Source organism: Fluctibacter halophilus (genome assembly GCF_020687825.1).
Classification (GTDB): domain Bacteria; phylum Pseudomonadota; class Gammaproteobacteria; order Enterobacterales; family Alteromonadaceae; genus Fluctibacter; species Fluctibacter halophilus.
The window spans coordinates 17023-38448 of the sequence record NZ_JAJEWP010000010.1 but is presented as its reverse complement, the minus strand read 5'-3'; the positions used below and the strand labels follow the sequence as shown (position 1 = coordinate 38448).

The following is a 21426-nucleotide window of genomic DNA, read 5'->3' as shown; positions in this document are numbered from 1 at the left end:
TTCAACATGGTATCAATCTCGTTTAAAGTTAGTCGGAAGTCGTTTCAACGAGAACCATTAAAGACCATCCCCGGCGATTAAAAAATCGCCGGGTCGATACTAGGGTATGGGGTTTAATACCTAAAGGTTAGTTTCCTGTACCCGATGACGGCACCGGTTGGGGGGATTGTGACGCGGTTTTTACCGCCTCCATTACCTCGGGATACGGGAACCCGTCAGCAATCATGTTGTGCCGGGCCTGGAACTGGCGCACCCCTTTGCGGGTCGCCGGACCAAGGATACCGTCCGCTTTACCGACATCAATACCCAGCTGATTCAATCCGTGCTGCAAATCCTTCACCGCAGCAATGTCCAGCACCGGCAGGTCAGGCAATGGCGCGACCCAGGCCGGTTTACCGACAATACGATCAGCCAGATAACCTACCGCCAGGGCGTAGAATTCAGAATTGTTCCAACGCAGGATCACATCGAAATTGTCATACACAATGAACGCCGGTCCCTGATGACCCGCAGGCACCAGCAGTGCCCCGCTAATGTCAACATCGGGCAGCGGCTTGCCATCAGCTTCGGTGACACCGATACCGGCCCATTCAGACAGTGAACGGGGATTATCCTTGCCGGCCAGGCCATAGTCAAAGGCCTCTGGCAAGCGCACTTCCCGCCCCCACTTGTAACCGGCTTTCCAGCCCAGTTGCTGCAGAAAATGCGCCGCAGAGGTCAGTGCATCCACTTCGCTGTTCCATAAATCGATTTTGCCATCGCCGTCTCCGTCGCGTGCATAGGCGGTATACGCAGAAGGCATGAACTGGGTATGGCCCATGGCACCAGCCCAGGACCCCACCATTCGCTCAACGCTCAGATCTTCGCGATCGATCAGTTTCAGCGCCAACATCAACTCATCGGCAAAAAACGCGCTGCGACGGGGGTCACAGGCCAAAGTGGCCAGCGAATCAATGATTGGCATCTTGCCTTTGTAAGCGCCGAAATTGGTTTCCAACCCCCAGAACGCCAACAGGTAATGGCCCGGTATCCCGTAGGTACGGGTCAGCGCTTTGAGCAAGTCCTTGTGTTTGGCCGCCATCGCACGACCTTTGTCGATGCGCCACTGGTTGACCCGTTTATTCAGGTAGTCGGGAAACGTTTGTACAAATTCCGGCTGACTGCGGTCATAGCCAATCACCTTGTCCAGGTGACGGACGTTGGCTAACACCCCCTGGTTGGTTTTTTCAGACACCCCTTCGAGGCGGGCGCGGGATTGCAGTTCGGCAACACACTGGGAAAAGTCTGCCGGTGGTGGCGTATCGGCGGCTGCCGGGGCGGCGAACATCAGGCTGGTACCGATGGCCGCGAGCAGGGAAATCGTGCGGTTCAATTCAGTCTCTCTTGGCACGTTGGGAGCCTGTCATGCTAACCCATCTGTCAGGAAAAACAACGCCAACCACCGTCATTCGACGTTATGATTGGCGTACTGAACGAAGGCTTACGGATCAATCTGCCTGGCGACGGGTAAACACCAATGTATCAGGGCTGCTTTGTTGCTCATCAAACTGGTAACCGTCGACGTCAAAGGCTTTCAGTTGTGCCACATCGGTCAATCGGTGCTCAATGATATAGCGCGCCATCAGTCCGCGGGCCTTCTTGGCAAAGAAGCTGATGATCTTGTATTGGCCGTTTTTGTAATCCTTAAACACTGGCGTCACCACCATGCCGTTCAATGCCTTAGGCTGTACCGCACCAAAGTATTCGTTCGAGGCGAGGTTGATCAGCACGTTGTCCCCCTGCGCTTCAAGCGCCTGATTCAGATTGTCGGTGATGATCCCTTTCCAGAAAGCGTACAGGTCTTTACCGCGAGGGTTTGCCAGCTTGGTCCCCATTTCCAGCCGATAGGCCTGCATCAGGTCCAGTGGACGCAACACGCCGTACAGGCCCGACAGGATGCGCAGATGCTGCTGGGCAAAGGCAAAGTCATCTTCACTGAAGCTGCCTGCATCCAACCCGCTGTAGACATCACCGTTAAAGGCAAGCACCGCCTGTTTGGCGTTATCCGGCGTAAACGGTCGTTGCCAGTCAGCAAAACGTTCTGCATTTAGCAGCGCCAGTTTGTCACTGATCTTCATCAAAGAACTCAAATCAGCTGGCGACAGGGTGCGGCACACCGCCATCAATGCCTCGGTATCCTCCAGCAACATCGGTTGGGTGTGGGTCTGGGTTACTGGCGCAGTGTCAAAATCGAGGTTTTTGGCGGGGGATACAACAATCAGCATGAAAACTACCTTGGTAATACGGGTTCAATGTAACGCTTGCCATGGATGATAACAAAATCCGGCCGTTGGCGGAAAAATCAATGGTACGCACTGCCACCGAGTGCCGTCAGCCATGCCTGGTATACAACGTCATCAAAGGCGCACAGGATCACTTTGCGCATATCCGGTAAACCACTGACCGTCTCACTGATGGTATCCACGGCAATCTTGCAGGCGGCTTCTACCGGATAGCCATACACCCCGCAACTGATGGCCGGAAAAGCGATGTCGCGCACACCTAGCTGGTCGGCCAACACTAAACTGTTGCGGTAGCAGGCACTGAGCAGTGCGGCTTCCTGCTGCTGACCGCCCCGCCATACTGGCCCGACGGTATGAATGATGTGCCTGGCCGGCAAGTCAAACCCCGGCGTAATGCGCGCTTCACCGGTCGGGCAACCTCCAAGGGTTTTGCAAAACGCCAGCAGTTGGGGGCCGGCGGCCCGGTGAATGGCACCATCGACTCCACCACCGCCGAGCAGGGACTCATTGGCGGCATTCACGATGGCATCCACCGCCAGGGTGGTAATGTCGTCCTGTATTAGCGTTATTTTTGCTGTCATAGAAGGGATTGGACTGGTAACGGTGTTTTAACAGTTATACCCTATGCGTCCACGATTACCAATCGGTTACCGGCCTGGTCATTCACTGCAACGCTGTGGGCAGTCAATCTGGATGGCACACTGTCAGGACGACGTAACCCAACCGTGGGGCCGAAGCGCTCCGCGACGATCCCAAACTGAGGTAGATTATGACAAACCAACTTGCGTCTTTACGCGACATTACCACTGTGGTTGCCGATACCGGTGATATCGAAGCGATTAAAAAATACCAGCCGGTGGACGCCACGACCAACCCATCGCTGCTGCTCAAAGCAGCGCAGATTGAGCAGTACAAACCCCTGATCGAAGATGCCATTGCCTGGGCCAAACAACAGTCCGGTGATAAAGCGCAACAAATCATCGATGCGGGCGACAAGCTGGCGGTGAACATTGGTCGTGAAATCGTCGACATCATTCCCGGACGTATCTCCACCGAAGTGGATGCCCGTTTATCCTTCGACACCGAAGGCAGCATTGAAAAAGCCAAGAAGCTGATCGATCTTTACGCTCAGGCCGGCATTGGCAAAGAGCGGGTGCTGATCAAACTGGCCTCAACCTGGGAAGGGATCCGTGCTGCTGAAGTGCTTGAAAAAGAAGGCATTAACTGCAACCTGACCCTGTTGTTCAGCTTCGCTCAGGCGCGTGCGTGTGCCGAGGCTGGCGTGTATTTGATTTCGCCGTTCGTTGGCCGTATCCTAGACTGGTATAAAGCCAGTACTGGCAAAGATTCCTACCCTGCCCAAGAAGATCCCGGTGTTGTATCCGTCACCAAGATCTATAACTACTACAAAGCACACGGATACAAGACTGTGGTCATGGGTGCCAGCTTCCGAAATACCGGTGAAATTCTCGAACTGGCCGGTTGCGATCGCCTCACCATCAGTCCACAACTTTTGGAAGAACTGTCCAACACGGCAGGCGAAGTCAGTGTCAAACTGACTGACCAAGGTCAAACCTCCAGCCCCGGTGCTGTCATGACTGAAAGTGAATTCCGTTGGGAACACAATCAGGATGCCATGGCAACTGAAAAGCTGGCGGAAGGGATCCGTAACTTCGCTGTCGACCAGGAAAAACTGGAAGCCATGTTGGCCAACCACCTATAAGACACCGAAGATAAACAGGAGAACCAGACACCATGACAGCTTTGCGCCAAAGCCCCCATTGGCAACAACTTACGTCCCTCGCCCACAGTCTAGAGGGACAACACATGCGAGACTGGTTCGCCACCGATCCCCAGCGCACGGAACGCCTCAGTGCCAGTGCCTGCGGGATCCACCTGGATTATTCCAAAAACCGCGTTACCGATGAGGTACTCAGCGCACTGTATGATCTGGCCCGGGAGCAAGGTGTTGAAGCCAAGCGGGATGCGATGTTCAGTGGCGACATCATCAACCACACCGAACAACGGGCGGTGCTGCACACCGCGCTGAGAAACTTCAGCGGCAAACCCGTGATGGTGGACGGTCAGGACGTCATGCCGGAAGTGTTGGCAACCCAGGACAAGATCCGCGATTTCACCCACAGTATTCATCAGGGCAAACGCCTTGGTTACACCGGAAAGCCGCTGACCCACATCGTGGCGGTGGGGATCGGTGGCTCGTTTCTGGGGCCGAAGATCATGTCTGAAGCCCTTAAACCTTACTGGGTGGACGGTGTAAATGTACACTATGTGGCCAATGTCGACGGCTGTCATATCCATGATGTACTGGCCGGACTCGATCACGAGCAAACCCTGGTGGTGATGTCTTCCAAATCGTTCAGTACCCAGGAAACGCTGCAGAACACGCTGACAGCGAAGGAGTGGTTCTTAAGCGCCGGGGGCAGCCAGCAAGACATTGCCAAGCATTTCATCGCCATATCGTCGAACATTAGCGCCGCCACCGAGTTTGGCATGGCCGAAGACAATATCTTCCCGATGTGGGATTGGGTCGGTGGTCGTTATTCGCTGTGGTCTGCCATTGGCCTGCCCATTGCCCTGACCATCGGCTATGACAATTACCGCGCATTGTTGGAAGGTGCCTTCGAGATGGACAACCATTTCTGTTCAGCGCCGCTGGAGCAGAACCTGCCGGTGATCATGGCGATGCTGGGTGTGTGGTATGTGAATTTCCAGCATGCCCAGAGTCACGTATTGTTACCGTACTACCATTATCTGCGTGGTTTCCCGGCCTATGTGCAGCAACTGGACATGGAAAGTAACGGTAAGCGTATCGCCGGTAGCGCAGAAACCGTGGACTATGCCACCGGGCCTGTGATCTGGGGTAGCGAAGGTACCAATGGTCAGCACTCGTTCCACCAGTTGATCCACCAGGGTCAGGTGTTGATCCCGGCCGATTTCATGCTACCGCTGAACGTACCAAACCAGAATGATACCCACCATGCCATGCTGGCCAGCAACTGTTTTGGTCAGACCCAGGCACTGATGCAGGGCAAAACGTACGATGAGTGCTACGCCGATCTGGACGGTAAAGGCCTCGACGAAGACACCCGTCACAGCCTGGCGATGCACAAGACCATGCCCGGCAATAAACCCAGCAATACCTTGTTGTTTAACCAGCTGGATCCGAAAACCCTGGGTTCATTGGTGGCACTGTATGAACACAAAGTGTTTGTGCAGGGGGCTATCTGGGGCGTGAATTCTTTTGACCAGTGGGGTGTTGAACTGGGTAAGGTGTTAGGCAACGCCGTATTGGCCAAACTGACTGACAGTGATGCGCCACTGGATTTTGATGCTTCGACCAATCACCTGATCAATGCGTTTCGTAACGCCAATCAGTAGCACATGAATGAGATCAAAAACGGCACCTGAAGGTGCCGTTTTTTTTGCTTAATGGTAAGCAACCGAACCGTGTTTAAGGCTTGGTATACGCAGCCACATTTTCCCGGCCTGGCTCATGGGCATCATAACGGGGCAAGTCTGCATCCAAGTCATCCCAATCCGCGCGGCTGGAAACAAAGTTATGTGACATCGGACGCGCTTCTATCGGGTCATCCAGAATGCCCAGACGCAAGCGGATCCGCGCCGGATCTGCGCTGTTTTCACTGTACAGTGGGCTGGCACAGGTCTTACAAAAATAACGCTGTTTGCCCGGTCTGAGGCTGTAACAGCCCAGATCATTGTCACCGTGCAGGAACTGCACATCTTTACGGGCTACAAACCCATTGGTGGCATATGCCGTGCCGCTGGATTTGCGGCACAGGCTGCAGTGGCAATGGATAATACTGCTGATTGGCCCACTTACACACACCTTCACCTGCCCACACAAACATTGTCCGTTAACGACTTTTCCCACAACTACTCCCTAACTCACTGCGCATACTGTTGTTTTTTTATCCAAACAGTCATTTTGACCTTTTGGTCAAAAATCCTTCTACAACGCCCGATTTTCAACCGCTGGCGGTCATAAATGTGTCAAAACAGGTTAATAAAAAGTAAAACTAAGTGTTTTATTTTACGAAACCGTGTGATAAATACACAAATGGTTTGACCAAAAATGTCGGTAAAAAACGACATCGGTACAAACCCAACAAGTGCGTTAAATAAGGAGAGTTCCGTGAATAAGTCCGAATTACTTGAGATGTTAGACTTAGAGGCACGTCCCATTAAAAACAAAAGTAAAAAACGCAAATGGAGAGAAATTGAGGCCATCCAGGACCGTTACCGCCTACAACGGGAATTGGAAGAAATGGACCTATCCCTTGAAGCCGAACTGGCTAAACTAGACGTATAACAAAAAGGGCCCGATGCACGCATCGGGCCCTTTTTCGTTATCACAGTATCCATTTTACTCATACCTGCCAGTCAATCGGCGTAAGCCCTTGTTGTGTCAGTAAGCGATTGGTGGTGGAGAAGTGACGACAGCCCAGAAAACCCCGGTGTGCCGATAACGGTGAGGGATGTGGCGCGGTCAGAACATGGTGCCGTTGTGCATCAATGACCTGCCCTTTACGTTGGGCATGGCTTCCCCACAACAGAAACACCACCCCTTGGGTGTGTTGATTCAATTGCGTCATCACCTGATCGGTAAAGGTTTCCCAGCCAATTTTTGCGTGGCTATTGGCTTTTCCCTGTTCAACGGTTAACACCGTATTGAGCAACAACACCCCTTGCTCCGCCCAATGCTGCAAATAGCCGTGGTCGGGGATCTGAAACCCGTCAATGTCAGTGGCCAACTCTTTGTAGATGTTGACCAGCGAGGGCGGTGTCTTGATACCCGGTCTGACAGAGAAACACAGTCCATGGGCCTGACCGGGCCCATGATAGGGATCCTGACCTAAGATCACGACCTTAACGGTGTCCAATGGCGTGGCCTTAAAGGCATTGAACACATCCTCTGGCGGCGGATAAATCACTTTTCCTGCCGCTCGCTCGGCATCCACGTGGGCCAGAATCGACTGAAAATAAGGGGCCTGTTTCTCGGCCCCAAGCAGGTCTTCCCAACTGGCCACTACTGACCTTTCAGGGTGGCAAACAAATGCGCTTTCAGATCAGCATAATCACTCGACAAGGTCGCCGACAGGATCTCTTTACCGGCCACGTTTGCCAGCGCCGGCGGCAGACTGATCGGCTGGCCCAACACGTTCTCAACGCTGTCACGGAATTTAGCCGGGTGAGCAGTGCCAAGGAAGATGCCCGTTTCACCTTCTTTGCGGTGACGCATCAATGACTTGTACGCCACTGCCGCGTGTGGCTCACTCACATAGCCAGACTGAGCCAATTGGCGCATGGCCACCTGAGTGTATTCTTCATCAATGGTATCGCCGCTGAGCAACGCACCGTCAAACTCACCTCGGGTGATCATCGCTTCAATGCGTGGCCAGTTATTCGGTTGGCTCACGTCCATGGCATTGGACAGCGTTGCCACGGTCGGCTTGGGTTGCCACTCGCCACTTTTCAGGTAGCGAGGCACCGTATCATTGAGGTTGGTTGCAGCGACAAAATGATGGATGGGCAGCCCCAGCACCTTGGCAATAATGCCGGCGGTGAGGTTGCCAAAGTTACCGCTGGGTACCGATACCGTAACTGCGTCACGTTCTTCCAGGGGTAATTGAGCGAATGCTTCGAAGTAGTAACACACCTGAGCCAGCAGACGGCTGATATTGATTGAGTTTGCTGAATTGAGGTGCAGGCCATCACGGACGTCCGGGTCGTCAAAGGCTGCTTTCACCAGGCTCTGGCAGGCATCAAAATCATCTTCCACGGCGACGGTGTGAATGTTATCACCGAGGGTTGTGAACAGTTTCTCCTGTAACAGGCTGATCTTGCCTTTGGGGTACAGGATCACGACCTGGATATTGTCCAGTCCGTGGAATGCGTGTGCCACTGCCGCGCCGGTATCACCCGATGTCGCGGTGAGTATCGTGATCGGCTTACCCTTGGCCACGTGGGACAATACCTGAGCCATGAACCGGCCGCCAAAATCTTTGAACGCCAGGGTAGGCCCGTGGAACAACTCAAGGCAATACAAGCGTTCGTCGACTTTGGCCAGGGGCGCACCAAAGGTAAATGCCTGCTCGACAATGGAGGCTAATGTTTCAGGGGCAATGTCATCGCCGATCAGGTGTTGCAGTATCGCCGTACTGCGCTCGACGAAGGGCATTTCCAGTAAGTCAGCGACATTATCCAGCGGCTCAAAGCGCTTGGGAAAATACAGCCCCTGGTTTTTGCCCAGCCCTTTTTGAACGGCTTCGGCAAAATTGACCTTGTCACTGTCATCTTTCAGATTGAACAATTCCACGTTGTTTCTACCTTGTTGTTAAGCGGTCGCTTCAGCGGGCAGCAATCGGGTGCCCCGCTCATCGATGCGACACACGTGGCTAAAGCCACTGTCATTCTGTACATAGTTGGCCTGTAACCAGGCCCGAATATTCTCGGCATTGTCGGCATTATCACACACCGCAAACACGGTGGGACCGGAGCCGGAGATACCAAATGCACCGGCGCCGTGCTGCAGGGCATAGGCCCGTGATTCATCAAACATTGGCAGCAAGGCTTTGCGGTGAGGCTCGGCCAGTACATCGTGCATCATGGCAATGGCGAGCGTTTCGTCTTGCCGATACAACGCATCGACAAACACAGCTAATTGACGACCAAACGCAATGGTATCGGCCATACTGACCTGCTGGGGCAAAATATCCCGTGCGGCAGCGGTGGAGACACTGATCCCCGAATAACACACCACCCAATACCAGTGAGAAAACGACGGTAACGTCAACGCGATTTGGCCGGGTTGTTCGGCCATCAATGTCAGACCGCCCTGGTAGCAAGGAGCCACATTATCATAGTGAACGCTGCCACTGATCTGACCTTCCAGTTCCCCCATCATCAGCAGCAAAGCCTGTTCATCGAAGGGGTTATCGTAAAAGCGATTGATGGCGTATAACGCGGCGACAATCGAGCTGGCACTGGAGCCCAGACCACTGCCGATGGGCAAATGCTTTTCCAGGGTCAGTGCAGGCACTTTGCTGACGCTGAGCCCACGGGCGTCGAGTTGCTGACGGAAATGGTGATAACAGGTGGCGACAATGTTGTCGTTGGTATCCGCCGGCAGGCGATCCGCAAAGCGCCCCGTCACGGCGAGTGAAAACGACGGCGCCTCAACGGCACTGACCGTATCGCCCAACAAACTCCCATCAACGGGCGCCAGCGCAGCCCCCAATAAATCAAACCCTAAACTGACATTTCCAATTGACGCAGGCGCGTAAGCCTTGATGGTCATTTAACCGCATCCTTCTCAGACATCTTGTTTCCACGGCATCGTACGCAGTACATCGGCAAACACACCCGCCGCCGTCACGGCGGCTCCGGCACCATAACCCCGAATCACATAGGGGATCGGGTTGTAGTAGTGGCTGTGGATCGCCAGGGCGTTTTCACCGTCTTTTATGGCGTATAGCGGATGCTCAGCATCCACTGCCATGATCGCCACTTTACAGCGACCCTCCGCAATGCTGCCGACATAGCGTAATACTTTACCTTCCTGCGCCGCATCTTGACATTTTTTCTGATACACCGCATCTACTTCAGGCAAACGCTGCATAAACTGTTCTACGCTGCCCTCGGCATCAAAATCATCCGGCAAAACCGATTCGATTTCAATGTCGGAAAGTTCCAGATCCATGTCCGCTTCCCGGGCCATGATGAGCAGTTTGCGCGCCACATCCATACCGCTCAAATCATCGCGCGGATCCGGTTCGGTAAAGCCATTTTCTTTCGCCACCTGGGTCGCCTGCGACAATGTCAGGCCTTCCTCCAGTTTGCCAAACACGAACGACAGTGAACCGGACAAAATCCCCTCAAACCGGATCAGCTCATCGCCGGCATAAATCAGCTTCTGCAGGTTATCGATCACCGGTAAGCCTGCGCCCACAGTGGTCTCATACAAAAACTGGCGATTGGTGTCCTGGGCGGTTTTGCGCAACGACTGGTAATACTCGATTTCGCGGGTATTGGCTTTTTTATTCGGTGTTACCACATGGAAACCGGCGTTCATCATGTCCAGATACTGGGCAGCGACATGCTCGCTGGAAGTGCAATCGACGATCACCGGATTCACCAGGCTGTTGTCATGGACAAATTGTTGCAGCAAATCGATGCTGAACGCCGGCTCAGCTTCGGCCAGTTTACCGCGCCAGTCGTTTTCCAAATCGATCCCGCCGGCTTGCAACAGACAACGCTTGCTATTGGCGATGCCATACACTTTCAGACTGACGCCGCGCTGCTTCAGTAAGCCCTGCTGACGGGCAACCTGGGTCAGCAATTCATGGCCTACGGTACCGCACCCGATCATGAATACATCGATCGAATGCAGGTTAGAGAAAAAATTCTGGTGCACCACCTTCACCGCTTCTTTAGCTTTGTGACTTTCGATAACGGTGGAAATGGAGCGCTCGGATGAGCCCTGAGCGATGGCCACGATGTTCACTCTTGCCTGAGACAGTGAACTGAAGAATTTTGCCGCCAGGCCTTTGGAGTGACGCATGCCGTCACCCACCAGGGTGACAATGGCCAAATCCCGGCGCACCTCGATAGGGTCCAGCAAATGGTTGGCCAACTCCAGTGCAAAGGCATCTTCGAGGCGATCCAGGGCGCGCTCGGTATCCTTGCTGTGAATACAGAAGCTGATGCTGTATTCCGACGATGACTGGGTGATCAGGCTGATGGAAATGTTGGCATTCGACATCACTTCAAACACCCGACTGGCCATCCCCACCATGCCTTTCATGCCCGGACCCGCAACGTTGAACATGGTCATGTCATCAAGGTGTGAAATGCCTTTCACACTGGTCCAGATATCACTGGATTCATTACCGATCACAGTGCCCGGCGCAGAAGGGTTCAGCGTGTTGCGGATCAGACACGGAATGTGGTGCTGGGCGATAGGACCGATGGTTTTGGGATGCAGAACCTTGGCGCCGAAATAAGACAACTCCATGGCTTCCTGATAGGTCAGCTTGTCGAGTAACACCGCACCGTCGACCTGATTCGGATCGGCGTTGTACACGCCATCAACGTCAGTCCAGATCTCACAGCACTCGGCATCCAGACAGGCCGCCAGGATCGCAGCGGAGTAGTCACTGCCATTGCGGCCGAGGGTGACTTTCTCACCTTCGTCATTGGCTGCCACAAACCCCGGCATGATCAACAAACGGTCACCGATGTCCAAATCAGCAAAACGGGCCTTACTGGCTGACACATCGGCGATGCTGTCCAGGTAGTCACCTTCGGCAACGACATAGTCAACCGGGTCAATGATGGTATTGGGCTGGTTCAATGCACTGAGCAAGGCGCTGAAGATATTGACGCTGACATACTCTCCCAGGCTGAGAATTCTGGCGGCGATTTTCTCTGGCGCACATTTGAGCAGGGCAATGCCGTTAAGGTGCTGTTCCAGTTCCACCAGCAGGGTGTCGATCAAATCGGTCAACGGCGCGGCGTCAAAGCCATCGTTGTTGGCTGCCAGATCATTCACAATGCCTTCAAGGGTCATGCGCAGTTTGGCCAGGAGTTCTGTGTAATCTTTACCCGCAGCAGCTTGGTCGCACAGTAACGACAAGGCGTTGGTGACCCCCTTGGGCGCCGACAATACCACTGCCGCCCCCGTATCCCGGTGGGTGTCCAGACAAATCTCGCTCACGCCCTGATAGCGTTTCGCGTCTGCCAGTGACGACCCTCCAAACTTCAACACCTTCATGCCCTACTCCTTATTTACTCACCTGGTTTGACCTACATTGCTTCATTTCTAAAGCCCAAAAACAAAAAAGCCCGCTGTTCGTCGCGGGCTTTTGGAATCTTTTTTCGATTGCGCACTAGCCAGCGACCATCCTGTTAAGGGTGGTAATCATCATCATGCCGGTGGTGCTAATTATTGTTTTCATGCGCCTCAATTTGCCGTATAGACGTCTATATGTCAACAGCCAATCCGCGCTTTTTTTAAACCGTTCTTGTTACAGCGAATTTTGTTTGGTAAATCCCAAAACCTCCCCTGGATTATTCAGTCGCTCCTGGGTTTATAGGTTTCAAACCCAATTTCGCCAACAAATCCCGGGTAGGGTTCACTGTTGGTAATGGCCCGCCTGGCTTCACTGGTATCATCGGATTCAACCCGCAAAACATCAATAAAGGCGGTTTTGTTTTCGCCGGCAACACACAACCCCTGCGCCGCCGCGTCAGCAAGCTGTGCTTCATCTTTGCACCAGTGAACGGATTTGTTGCAGTGATCACAATAACGCACGCTGTCATCTCCGGCTACCGGCGTCAGAGTAAACCAGCGTTTGTCACACTGTTTAACGGTATACCGTCGCTCGGCAGCTTCGGGGCGGGAATTAGGGTCGTTTGGCATGGTCTGGTTTCCTTTGCGTACACAGACCTAAACTAAGCATTACTCTGTCAGCAGATCAACGACCTGTTGCGGATATTCAACCTGATAGAGATGGGCGTGGCTATCTACCGGCACATAACGTCCCTTGTCAGAGGCTGCCACTAATTCTTGATAGTATGCCTTTGCATCAGCGCGCCATTGCTCCAGCCCCTCACGGGCCTCAGCATCGTCGGTGTTATCGATATAATGTTGTTCAAAATCCGTATCAACAATGGTCAGCGGGATGCTTGCTGGCCAGGTCACCGCCTTAACAGCATCCAGGTCGCTGCCATAGCCCGCTATCTCAAGAAAGGTATTGGCTTGCTGAACTGGATTGAGGCGCGCCTCAAACACCGTGTCCACCAGGGTCCAATCCATCCACGGATCATCACCTGCCAGCGTCGTCAGCACTTCTCGATCTGCGGCGTTTTTCTGTGTGCTACGGGGAATGTATTTGCCGTCACCAATGTAGGCCAGGTACTCGGCCAGATTGTCTTTAAAGGGCTGGGCGTCGCTTTTGTAGCGGGCAATGGAAAACGGTGTCAGTACATCGGGATCAATCATGATCACCTGACGGATATCGACGGGGCCTTCGGGTCGCTGCAATAATCCCATTACTGTCAGGTTGCTGCTGGCAAACGCCACAATGTCGACAACATCGATGTTTCTTGCCTGCAATAGCTTGATCACATCAACGGCGGCATGGGCATAGCCCACCGGAGCATCAGGATTTTGCGTCATCATACCCGCACGGTCGACGGCGAGCACCTGCCGGGATTGGGCCAGGCGAGGCGCCAGATTGGCAAACCAGGCGCTGTCACTGTGCCAGGTATCCACCGGTCCAGATAGCAGCAGTACGGGAGGTTGAGTGGAGTCTTTGGGACCAGGCCAGTGCACCAGGTGCATCGGGTGGTCGTCGACAGTGGGAAGCTGATGCTCGTAGGTCGGCGTACCGGTCGCTAAGGCACCACTCAGCCACACACTGGCGCAACAGGTGATAAACCAGCGCAACATCAGTAAAGCCCAAACCGTTGCAGGGTTTGTTGAAGGCGTGGTGCGTCAACCGGCTTTTCAATAAAATCCAAAGCCCCGAGTTGGGAAACACGGTGCTTCATTTCGGGTTGGATATCACCAGAGATAACAATGACAAACACCTCAATGCAGCGCTGCTTGATTTCCTGCAATACCTGCAGGCCATCCATCACGGGCATGGTCAAATCGAGAAACAATAACGCCACCGGGTTTTGCTCCAGGTGCATTAGCGCTTCCTGTCCGTTATTGGCGAGATGGATCTCACTGGCGAAATCGTCGGGCAAACTCCGTTGCACCATTTTGCGGGCGATCGCCGAGTCGTCGCAGATCAAAACTGGAAAACTCACCCGTCCCTCCTTTTTATTATCATTTTGGGAATTTTATGTGATGCTTAACAGACACAATCGCCGCAGTTCAGCATCACGGGCCATACTTTGACAGAAAATAACACCCAAATACAAGCAAAAGTCGCCTACCAGATCCTGCAGGGATTTGAAAAAAGCTATCGTTGGTTCACCCGCATTACCCGCGGTGCCCAGGAACGCTTTGAGCAAGCCCAGTGGCAGGAAACCCACAAGGCGGTCAAAGAGCGCATCGCTATCTATGAACAGAGCCTGTCGGATGTGGTAGCCGAAATCTACCAGCAAATTCATCCTCACCAAAAAGACGAAGCCTTCTGGCACGGCCTGAAAAGCGCGTTTATGGACACCCTGGATGATCACCCCCAGTTCGAATTAGCAGAAACGTTTTACAACTCGGTGATCGGGCGTATTTTCAAGCATCAACGTATCGATGACAGCCTGATGTTCGTGCTCCCCAGTCGCTGCTTTTTGCCTGGTCGTGATCGGGAGAAAGTCATCAACGCCTTCGATACGTCGGGCACGGTGCGGGCCATGATGGAGTCAATCCTGTCGATGTACCGGTTCAATACTCCGTTTGTGGATCAGGAAGCCGACCTGCAGAGCCTGGACAGGGCGCTACGCCAGCGACTGAACCGGGAGCAACTGGCCAGTGTGCACACGGTAGAATTGCTCAAGCCAGTATTTTACCGCAGCAAGTCAGCCTACCTCATCGGTCGAATTTGCATGCCCGACCGCACGCTGCCGTTTGTCATAGCCTTGGTAGTCACCCACGACAGGCGTCTGATTGTCGATGCGCTGTTAACCCATCGACATGATCTGTCGGTTATTTTTGGGTTTGCCCGGGCGTATTTTATGGCCGACACCCAGTACCCGGCCGAAGTGGTGGCGTTTTTGCAGGAGCTGTTGCCGAACAAAAAACATTTTGAACTGTACAACTCACTCGGCCACTACAAGCACGGCAAAACCGTTTTTTACCGAAACTTCCTCAATCACCTGGCCAACAGTGATGATCAGTTTGAAGCGGCGCCCGGGATCCGGGGCCTGGTGATGGCAGTGTTTCATCTGCCGTCCTACGGCATCGTGTTCAAAATCATCAAAGACGAATTCCCGGAGAGCAAAAAGATCACCCGCGAGCACGTTAAAGAGTGCTACCGGTTAGTCAAAATGTCCGACCGGGTAGGCCGGATGGCGGATACCCACGAGTACGTGAATTTTCGTTTGCCCAGACACCGGGTATCCCAACCCTTGCTGGATGAATTGCTCGATGTTGCCACCAGCAGCATCGAATTGACCGAGGATGAGGTGATCATTAAACACCTTTACATCGAGCGTAAGATGACACCGCTCAACCTTTACCTCGACAACGAGACCGACGAAACAAAAATCCGTCATGCCCTGAATGAGCTGGGGTTGTGTATCAAGCAGATCGCGGCTGCGAATATCTTCCCGGGCGATATGCTGCACAAAAACTTCGGCATTACCCGCCACGGCAGGGTAATTTTTTATGACTATGACGAGATTTGCCTGATGCACGAGCGTACCTTTCGTGATCTGCCCAAATCCGATGATCCCTACGCGCTGGATACCCTGTCGGTATCACCGGAAGATGTTTTTCCTGAGCAGTTTGAACATTTTATTGTCGGCAAACGGCACCTTAAAGCGATCCTCAAAGAGTTACATCCGGAGCTGATGAACCCCAATTTCTGGCGTGCCGCGCAGGAGAAATCCCGCCGTGGTGAGGTCCAGCACTTTACCCCCTACGATGCCAGCAAGCGGTTCACACGCTAGCGACATGTGAAGATGCCAGCTATCTTGACAGGACTGTGCTTCAGGAGACGCTCATGACGACCACGAACCAACACTCCCAGATCCCACAACAGGCATTCGATTGGTATGACGATTATGCCCATGGGCGCATTGATCGGCGCACCTTTCTGTCACGCATGTCATCATTGGCGGTGGCAGGGCTGACGTCCAGCGCCTTGCTGTCGGCCCTGACACCGGATTACGCCAAGGCCGAACAGGTGTCATTCAATGACCCTGCGATACACGCCAGCTATGCAACGTTCCCGTCACCCAACGGCCATGGCGAGGGCCGAGGATACCGTGTTGTCCCCACAGGCAGTGATGGGCCATTTCCTGCGGTGCTGGTGATCCACGAAAACCGGGGCCTTAACCCTTACATTAAAGACGTCGCCCGCCGATTGGCAAAAGCTGGATTTCATGCGTTTGCCCCGGATGCGCTGCACCCTGTCGGCGGTTACCCCGGCAACGATGATAAAGGACGCGCCCTGCAACGGGAGTTGGACCGGGAAAAGATTGAGCAGGATTTTGTCGCTGCCGCCCACTGGTTGAAAAAGCACTCGGACAGTCAGGGCACTTTGGGCGCAGTCGGGTTTTGTTTCGGCGGTTACATGGTCAATTATCTGGCCGCCGTGCTGGGCGATGAACTGGATGCTGGCGTGCCTTTCTACGGGACACCCGCTGCCCCGGAACTACGAAAGGGGATCCGTGCCCCCTTACAAATCCATCTGGCGGAAAAAGACGCGCGGGTCAATGCCACCTGGAACGACTATGAGCAGGATCTCCAACGCTTGGGCATCGACTATCAGATGCACATGTATGCCGGTGCTCAGCATGGCTTTCACAATGACTCAACCGGCCGCTACGCGCCAGCCGATGCCGAACTGGCCTGGCAACGAACGGTGAATTTCTTCGTTACCCGACTCACCAAAAACAAAGGCGCCTGACGGCGCCTTTTTCCTTACTCGATGACCACTTCTGTGGTGCCATCCGCCTCAACGGTGGCCGTTATCGCCGTCAGAAACATAACATCATCATCCCCTTCCGGGTCCGCATCTTCATCGCAGGTCAGGGCCAGTGTATAGTCTCCCGCCGGCAGGTAGCTCAGGGTAAAATCGTAGCTGGTAGCACCGTCGTACAAAACGGCACTGCTGGTCAACGACTCGACCGCTTCACTGCCACCGTTATCGGCCAGATCTGTCAGCTCATGGCCGGTACCCGCGTAGGCATATACCGAAGCGACAGCGGTGGTCAGATCCTGTGGCATGACCGGGCATTCGCTGTTCAGCAGCAATGCCTCGCTGACAGTGCCCTCGATATGACCAATCTCAGCGTTATCCACCAGCCTGACACCCCGGGGTTTGAGGATATACCCGTCCTGACCCACCGGGTTGGTCATGGCTTTGCGCAAATCAAACTCGACCGTGGCATTGAACACCTGACCTTGTGCCAGGGTAAAGCCATCCAGTTTCAATTCGTTGGACGGTACCCGTAACGGCACCTTATCCGCCACACCGTCGGCATCGCTGTCATCAGCAACGCCGTCCTGATCCAAATCCAACGTGGCGTAACTGCCATCGCCCATCACCAGGCGTAGTTGATTGTAGGTGCCGGCGGGTAATTCCAGGTCGGTAAACAAAGGTTCAGCATCCACACCGGTGACTGACAACAAATCAATGCCTTTGGTGTTGGGAATAAGATCGTCGTTGTCATCAACGCAAAGGGTGTTGGTCGGTTCGGCGGTTTCACTCTCGCCAATGATAATATCGACATTATCAACACTGTCGGATTTCAATTCGATCGCGGTAAAGCACACCACCACTTCATGAACATCTTCTACCGGCGCATCACTGACTGCCAGCGACATGACTGCCGCCTGTGGCGTGGGCGTCGGTGTAGGGTCAGTGTCGGACGACGAGGAACCGCCACAAGCCGTTAGCAAAGAAGCACACACTACAGCGAGTGACTGTTTTGGGAATAACAACATAAAAACTCCAATCACATGTTGACGCGGCCGTTGGCGTTTGGCACGTGTCATACTACGCTATTGGACTGCGACATTTTTTGGCGTTTTCATACTAAAGTATAACACAGGATACGCATCAACCGTTTCTTCGGAATGAAATATGCGTAAAATTGATGGGTTTTTGTACAGGCAATAACCCTGACAATGGCCCCAGCGCCACACCACCTGCGGAGGAAAGAGCACCGATATGGCCGTGATGCAGCATGAATCAAGTTATACCCGTGCAATCAGTGAGTTGATCAACCAGGTGGAACACCCGCTGACCAAATACGATTCCCTGATCCAGGATGCGGTGAATTACTTTGCCGTTGCCGAGCAGCAACAAAAAACCATGGCCGAATTTGATGCCAAACAACAGGAATTAGAAGGTCAGTTAAATCAGGCCGCCAATGCCAAACGTAAAACGCTGGAGAGCTCGCTACAGGGTCTAGAGCGCACGGCCAAGGAAGAAGCCAGAGTACAAAAAGAAGAGCGGTTGGAGCGACTCGATCGGGCGATCCAGGTCTGTCAGCAGATCCTTGAACTCAGCGAAGGCAACGATGCTGAGGAAACGCTGCAAAAAAGTGCCAAATACCTCGGCACCATCCTGTTAATGTCGCCGGGTGAGGGCAATAAGCTGCCAGAAATCCATCAGCGTTTTAAGCCTGCCTACAAAGCCGTGCTCAGCATACGTCTGCTGGATGCCCTGATGCAGGAAAAGCTGGTCGAGAATAAATACCTACTCACCCACTACGATGAAGCCAAACGTTTTAGCTATGACCGTGAAGCCCCGAACGCCTTCATCGATACGGTAGTGTATCCGTTCATGTTCGCAGCGATTTTCCAGGATATTGGCATGTACCATCCTGCCGCCCAGCGGATCCTGAGGGGCCCCGACGGCGATAAAGACCCCTTCCGGTTGCTACCCGCCGAGGAACGTAAAACCCTGCTAAAGCTGACCTATCAACACACCATGGATTACCTCGAGAACGGCCTGGGGATGCGTCAGTACGTGGGCAATAGCCGCGAAGAACGGGATATGTTTGATCAACAGCAGCTCAAAGCGGTCACCTTTATCAAGGCGCTAATCAAAGATACCCTGCAACCCAAGTTGGGCTTCGGCGAAATCATCAAAGTGCCGCAAATTTACACCTCGGTGGTGCTATCTACCAAGCGCGACTACAAGGCGTCGGATCTGCCCAAGGCGTGTCTGTTAATCGAGCAACTGGCCGAAAAAGGCAGCCTCAACAAACAGGTGGTCAATCAATTCGTTAAGCTGATGGGGCACTTCCCTCAGGGCTTCGGAGTTACCTACATTCCGATCAGCGATCAGGGCTTTGAAATGGACCGCTACGAATACGCCATAGTAAACTGCCTGTGTCCTTCCAACCCCTATGAACCGATTTGCCGGGTTGTGACCCGCAACCTGACCTATATTTCATCCGGCCAGACCCTGACAATAAAAAAACCGATGAACCTGCATTTTCCCATGGCGCGCAAAAAACTGGCCAAGGTGGATAAAGAAAAACTGCAGGACATTCTACGCAAGCTGATGCATGAGTTTGACATGGAAGCGGTGGAAAACCTGATCCCGTCTTTCTGGTTACCCTACGAGTACTTCTCTGACAGGAAGAACCAGAATCTGTGGAGCAAAGCCTACTAGTCTTGCCTGACAACTGACCATGGGCCTCAACAATCAACACTACCATGAGCTGGCTGACGCGCTCGGTATTGTAACGCCTTCGCCGTGCCAGCCCTTTAGCCCTGACTGGGATGGGGCTGAGCGGGTGCGTCTGTATGTAAAGCGGGATGATCTCATCCACCCGATCATCAGCGGCAACAAATGGCGCAAGTTGTGGCCGGTGTTGGCCCATGCCCAGCGTCATAATATCAGGCATATCGTCAGCTTTGGTGGTGCTCACTCCAACCACTTACACGCACTGGCATTTGCCTGCCACCGCTTGGGTATAACACTCACCGCCGCTGTTAGGGGCTATGAAAACGCCCCCGTCACGCCCACGCTCGAAGACCTGGCACGCTGGGGCGCTCAGGTGCAGTTTTATGACAAAGTGAAATATCGCTATCAGCAGCAACCCGAAGGGCTGGCTGATCTGCAGCGACACTACCCCAACGCACTGTTCCTCGCGCAAGGTGGCGCCACCACTGACGGGCTTGAAGGTCTGGCGCCTTTGTGGGAAGAATTTGATACGCCACCGGATGTGCTGCTATTGCCGATTGGCAGTGGCATGACCCTGGCGGGACTGTTGGCCAGTCGTCAACAACGCCACACCCGACTTATTGGCGTCGCAGCCTTGCAGGGTCAGGACTACCTGGAGTCACTGGTCAACGACCTCTACAACAGCGCCAACCAGAGCGCTCACTGGCACATCGACCACCGTTTCCATTGCGGTGGTTTTGCTAAATCTGCCCCTGCCCTGCGCCAGCTTTGCGAGCAGCTCAACCGCGATACCGGTATACCGGTAGAACCGGTGTATTCCGGCAAAGTAGTATTGGCGCTCAAAACCCTGTTGGTCGAGCGCGCCTTCGCACCACAGGCCAGCGTGGTGTGGCTGCACACCGGCGGCCTGCAGGGTGCGCGCGCTCAGTCCCGTCAGGGATTACAGATCTGACAGGATGCTGGCGATGCACCTGCCATTGGCACTGACTGCTGGGCCTCGTAGCCACAGCGCTGACACTGGGCCAGATGCGCTTTGGGTTGCTGCGTAGGACAGGTGCATTGTTCGCACTCCAGCCCCGGCAGCGGCGTTTTATAGGCAAAACCAGGCGCTTTACAGGCCGGGCAATGGTTGTTGAGCTTTTCCAGTAGATCCCGGGCAGCATCGGCGATTACGCTGCGCCTTGCAGGACACAGATGGGCCCGCAAGTCATACTCAACCATCACCGGCGTTTCAACCTCGGCCGCCGCCAGGTAGGCCTCAATCAGCGCGGGCTTGTCGACTATGCCTTTACGCAGGGTCTGCGCCTTTTGCGATGGCGCATACACCATCAGCCCTTGCCCCTGCGGCGCTTGGGTCCAGAAATGCAATGCGTCTTCCAAACGGGGACATTCGCGATGCAAATGGCAGGAAGGCCCCTGGGCTTCGCCGATCACAGTCCAGCCTTCTCGGGCATTGTGGCAGGCAACTAACTCCACCTGCCAGGGAATGAGTTGACCGAAAGGACCCGCGCCAAAGCTGCCCTCACTGCCCAGACCAATCTCGACCCCTTCAAGCTCACAGGCCAGCAGGGCTTTTTGCGTCGCGGTTTGTTCAGCGCTGCCCTGACGCTCCACGTCACCACTGAAAGTACCCAGGGTGTCGGTGTCAAACGCATCCGTAGCACGGAGCTGCCAGCCCAGCTCGGCCTCCAGCACGTCAGCCAGGACCTGCTCCTTACCATGTTTGGTCAGGATGACCACGTCCTGACAAGATGTATTCGATGACATCGTCGTACCTCCGCAAT

Annotated in this window: 20 protein-coding genes; 7 read left to right on the top strand and 13 right to left on the bottom strand. The window is 54.0% G+C overall.

Annotated elements, in window-relative coordinates; all coding sequences use genetic code 11:
- Nucleotides 1–127: 127 nt before the first annotated feature.
- The 3 genes from LJ739_RS18800 to LJ739_RS18790 all read right to left on the bottom strand — a co-directional run bounded on the left by LJ739_RS18800 (nucleotide 128) and on the right by LJ739_RS18790 (nucleotide 2863).
- Nucleotides 128–1327, bottom strand: a complete 1200-nt coding sequence (locus LJ739_RS18800) for a lytic murein transglycosylase (protein WP_229163122.1) — start codon at nucleotides 1325–1327, stop codon at nucleotides 128–130.
- 160 nt (nucleotides 1328–1487) lie between these two features.
- Entirely contained in the window at nucleotides 1488–2264 is a 777-nt protein-coding gene (yaaA, locus tag LJ739_RS18795) for a peroxide stress protein YaaA (RefSeq protein ID WP_229163121.1), read from the bottom strand.
- 77 nt (nucleotides 2265–2341) lie between these two features.
- Nucleotides 2342–2863 (bottom strand): O-acetyl-ADP-ribose deacetylase, encoded by a 522-nt coding sequence (locus LJ739_RS18790; protein WP_229163119.1) that lies wholly within the window; start codon nucleotides 2861–2863, stop codon nucleotides 2342–2344.
- A 188-nt stretch (nucleotides 2864–3051) separates the two neighbouring features.
- On the opposite strand from LJ739_RS18790, the gene tal reads away from it, so the two are divergent.
- The gene (gene tal / locus LJ739_RS18785) at nucleotides 3052–4005 is read left to right on the top strand and encodes a transaldolase (protein ID WP_229163117.1); all 954 of its coding nucleotides are present in this window, start codon (nucleotides 3052–3054) and stop codon (nucleotides 4003–4005) included.
- 32 nt (nucleotides 4006–4037) lie between these two features.
- Nucleotides 4038–5681 (top strand): glucose-6-phosphate isomerase, encoded by a 1644-nt coding sequence (gene pgi, locus LJ739_RS18780; protein WP_229163115.1) that lies wholly within the window; start codon nucleotides 4038–4040, stop codon nucleotides 5679–5681.
- Nucleotides 5682–5754: 73 nt separating this feature from the next.
- Here pgi and LJ739_RS18775 read toward each other — a convergent pair whose 3' ends face one another.
- Entirely contained in the window at nucleotides 5755–6195 is a 441-nt protein-coding gene (locus tag LJ739_RS18775) for a GFA family protein (protein WP_229163114.1), read from the bottom strand.
- A 261-nt stretch (nucleotides 6196–6456) separates the two neighbouring features.
- Between LJ739_RS18775 and LJ739_RS18770 the strand changes: the two genes are divergently transcribed.
- Nucleotides 6457–6633, top strand: coding sequence for a DUF3545 family protein (locus LJ739_RS18770; RefSeq protein ID WP_229163113.1), 177 nt, complete (start codon nucleotides 6457–6459; stop codon nucleotides 6631–6633).
- Between the two features lie 58 nt (nucleotides 6634–6691).
- On the opposite strand, the gene ung is transcribed toward LJ739_RS18770, so the two are convergent.
- From ung to LJ739_RS18735, 7 genes are all read right to left on the bottom strand, one after another.
- Nucleotides 6692–7351 carry a uracil-DNA glycosylase gene (ung, locus tag LJ739_RS18765; protein WP_229163112.1) on the bottom strand — a complete coding sequence of 220 codons (660 nt, stop codon included), beginning with the start codon at nucleotides 7349–7351 and terminating at the stop codon, nucleotides 6692–6694.
- On the bottom strand, nucleotides 7351–8640 hold the full coding sequence (gene thrC / locus LJ739_RS18760) for a threonine synthase (protein WP_229163111.1): 1290 nt from the start codon (nucleotides 8638–8640) through the stop codon (nucleotides 7351–7353). The genes ung and thrC overlap by 1 nt, the downstream gene beginning before the upstream one ends.
- Nucleotides 8641–8658: 18 nt before the next feature.
- Nucleotides 8659–9621, bottom strand: a complete 963-nt coding sequence (thrB, locus tag LJ739_RS18755; protein ID WP_229163110.1) for a homoserine kinase — start codon at nucleotides 9619–9621, stop codon at nucleotides 8659–8661.
- 15 nt (nucleotides 9622–9636) lie between these two features.
- On the bottom strand, nucleotides 9637–12096 hold the full coding sequence (thrA, locus tag LJ739_RS18750; protein WP_229163109.1) for a bifunctional aspartate kinase/homoserine dehydrogenase I: 2460 nt from the start codon (nucleotides 12094–12096) through the stop codon (nucleotides 9637–9639).
- 300 nt (nucleotides 12097–12396) lie between these two features.
- The gene (locus tag LJ739_RS18745) at nucleotides 12397–12744 is read right to left on the bottom strand and encodes a hypothetical protein (protein WP_229163108.1); all 348 of its coding nucleotides are present in this window, start codon (nucleotides 12742–12744) and stop codon (nucleotides 12397–12399) included.
- Nucleotides 12745–12783: 39 nt separating this feature from the next.
- Complete coding sequence (locus tag LJ739_RS18740) at nucleotides 12784–13776, bottom strand: alpha/beta fold hydrolase (RefSeq protein ID WP_229163104.1); 993 nt, start codon at nucleotides 13774–13776, stop codon at nucleotides 12784–12786.
- On the bottom strand, nucleotides 13776–14141 hold the full coding sequence (locus tag LJ739_RS18735; RefSeq protein WP_229163103.1) for a response regulator: 366 nt from the start codon (nucleotides 14139–14141) through the stop codon (nucleotides 13776–13778). The genes LJ739_RS18740 and LJ739_RS18735 overlap by 1 nt, the downstream gene beginning before the upstream one ends.
- An 87-nt stretch (nucleotides 14142–14228) precedes the next feature.
- On the opposite strand from LJ739_RS18735, the gene aceK reads away from it, so the two are divergent.
- On the top strand, nucleotides 14229–15944 hold the full coding sequence (gene aceK / locus LJ739_RS18730) for a bifunctional isocitrate dehydrogenase kinase/phosphatase (RefSeq protein ID WP_229163101.1): 1716 nt from the start codon (nucleotides 14229–14231) through the stop codon (nucleotides 15942–15944).
- A gap of 53 nt (nucleotides 15945–15997) precedes the next feature.
- Entirely contained in the window at nucleotides 15998–16906 is a 909-nt protein-coding gene (locus LJ739_RS18725; RefSeq protein ID WP_229163099.1) for a dienelactone hydrolase family protein, read from the top strand.
- A gap of 14 nt (nucleotides 16907–16920) precedes the next feature.
- On the opposite strand, the gene LJ739_RS18720 is transcribed toward LJ739_RS18725, so the two are convergent.
- Entirely contained in the window at nucleotides 16921–17946 is a 1026-nt protein-coding gene (locus LJ739_RS18720; protein ID WP_229163097.1) for a DUF4382 domain-containing protein, read from the bottom strand.
- Between the two features lie 226 nt (nucleotides 17947–18172).
- Here LJ739_RS18720 and LJ739_RS18715 point away from each other — a divergent pair, with 226 nt between their 5' ends.
- Together LJ739_RS18715 and LJ739_RS18710 are read left to right on the top strand one after the other, a co-directional pair.
- Complete coding sequence (locus tag LJ739_RS18715; protein ID WP_229163095.1) at nucleotides 18173–19627, top strand: hypothetical protein; 1455 nt, start codon at nucleotides 18173–18175, stop codon at nucleotides 19625–19627.
- 19 nt (nucleotides 19628–19646) lie between these two features.
- Complete coding sequence (locus LJ739_RS18710; RefSeq protein ID WP_229163093.1) at nucleotides 19647–20594, top strand: 1-aminocyclopropane-1-carboxylate deaminase/D-cysteine desulfhydrase; 948 nt, start codon at nucleotides 19647–19649, stop codon at nucleotides 20592–20594.
- On the opposite strand, the gene LJ739_RS18705 is transcribed toward LJ739_RS18710, so the two are convergent.
- Nucleotides 20576–21409, bottom strand: coding sequence for a DUF6671 family protein (locus tag LJ739_RS18705; RefSeq protein WP_229163092.1), 834 nt, complete (start codon nucleotides 21407–21409; stop codon nucleotides 20576–20578). The genes LJ739_RS18710 and LJ739_RS18705 overlap by 19 nt on opposite strands.
- Nucleotides 21410–21426: the final 17 nt, after the last annotated feature.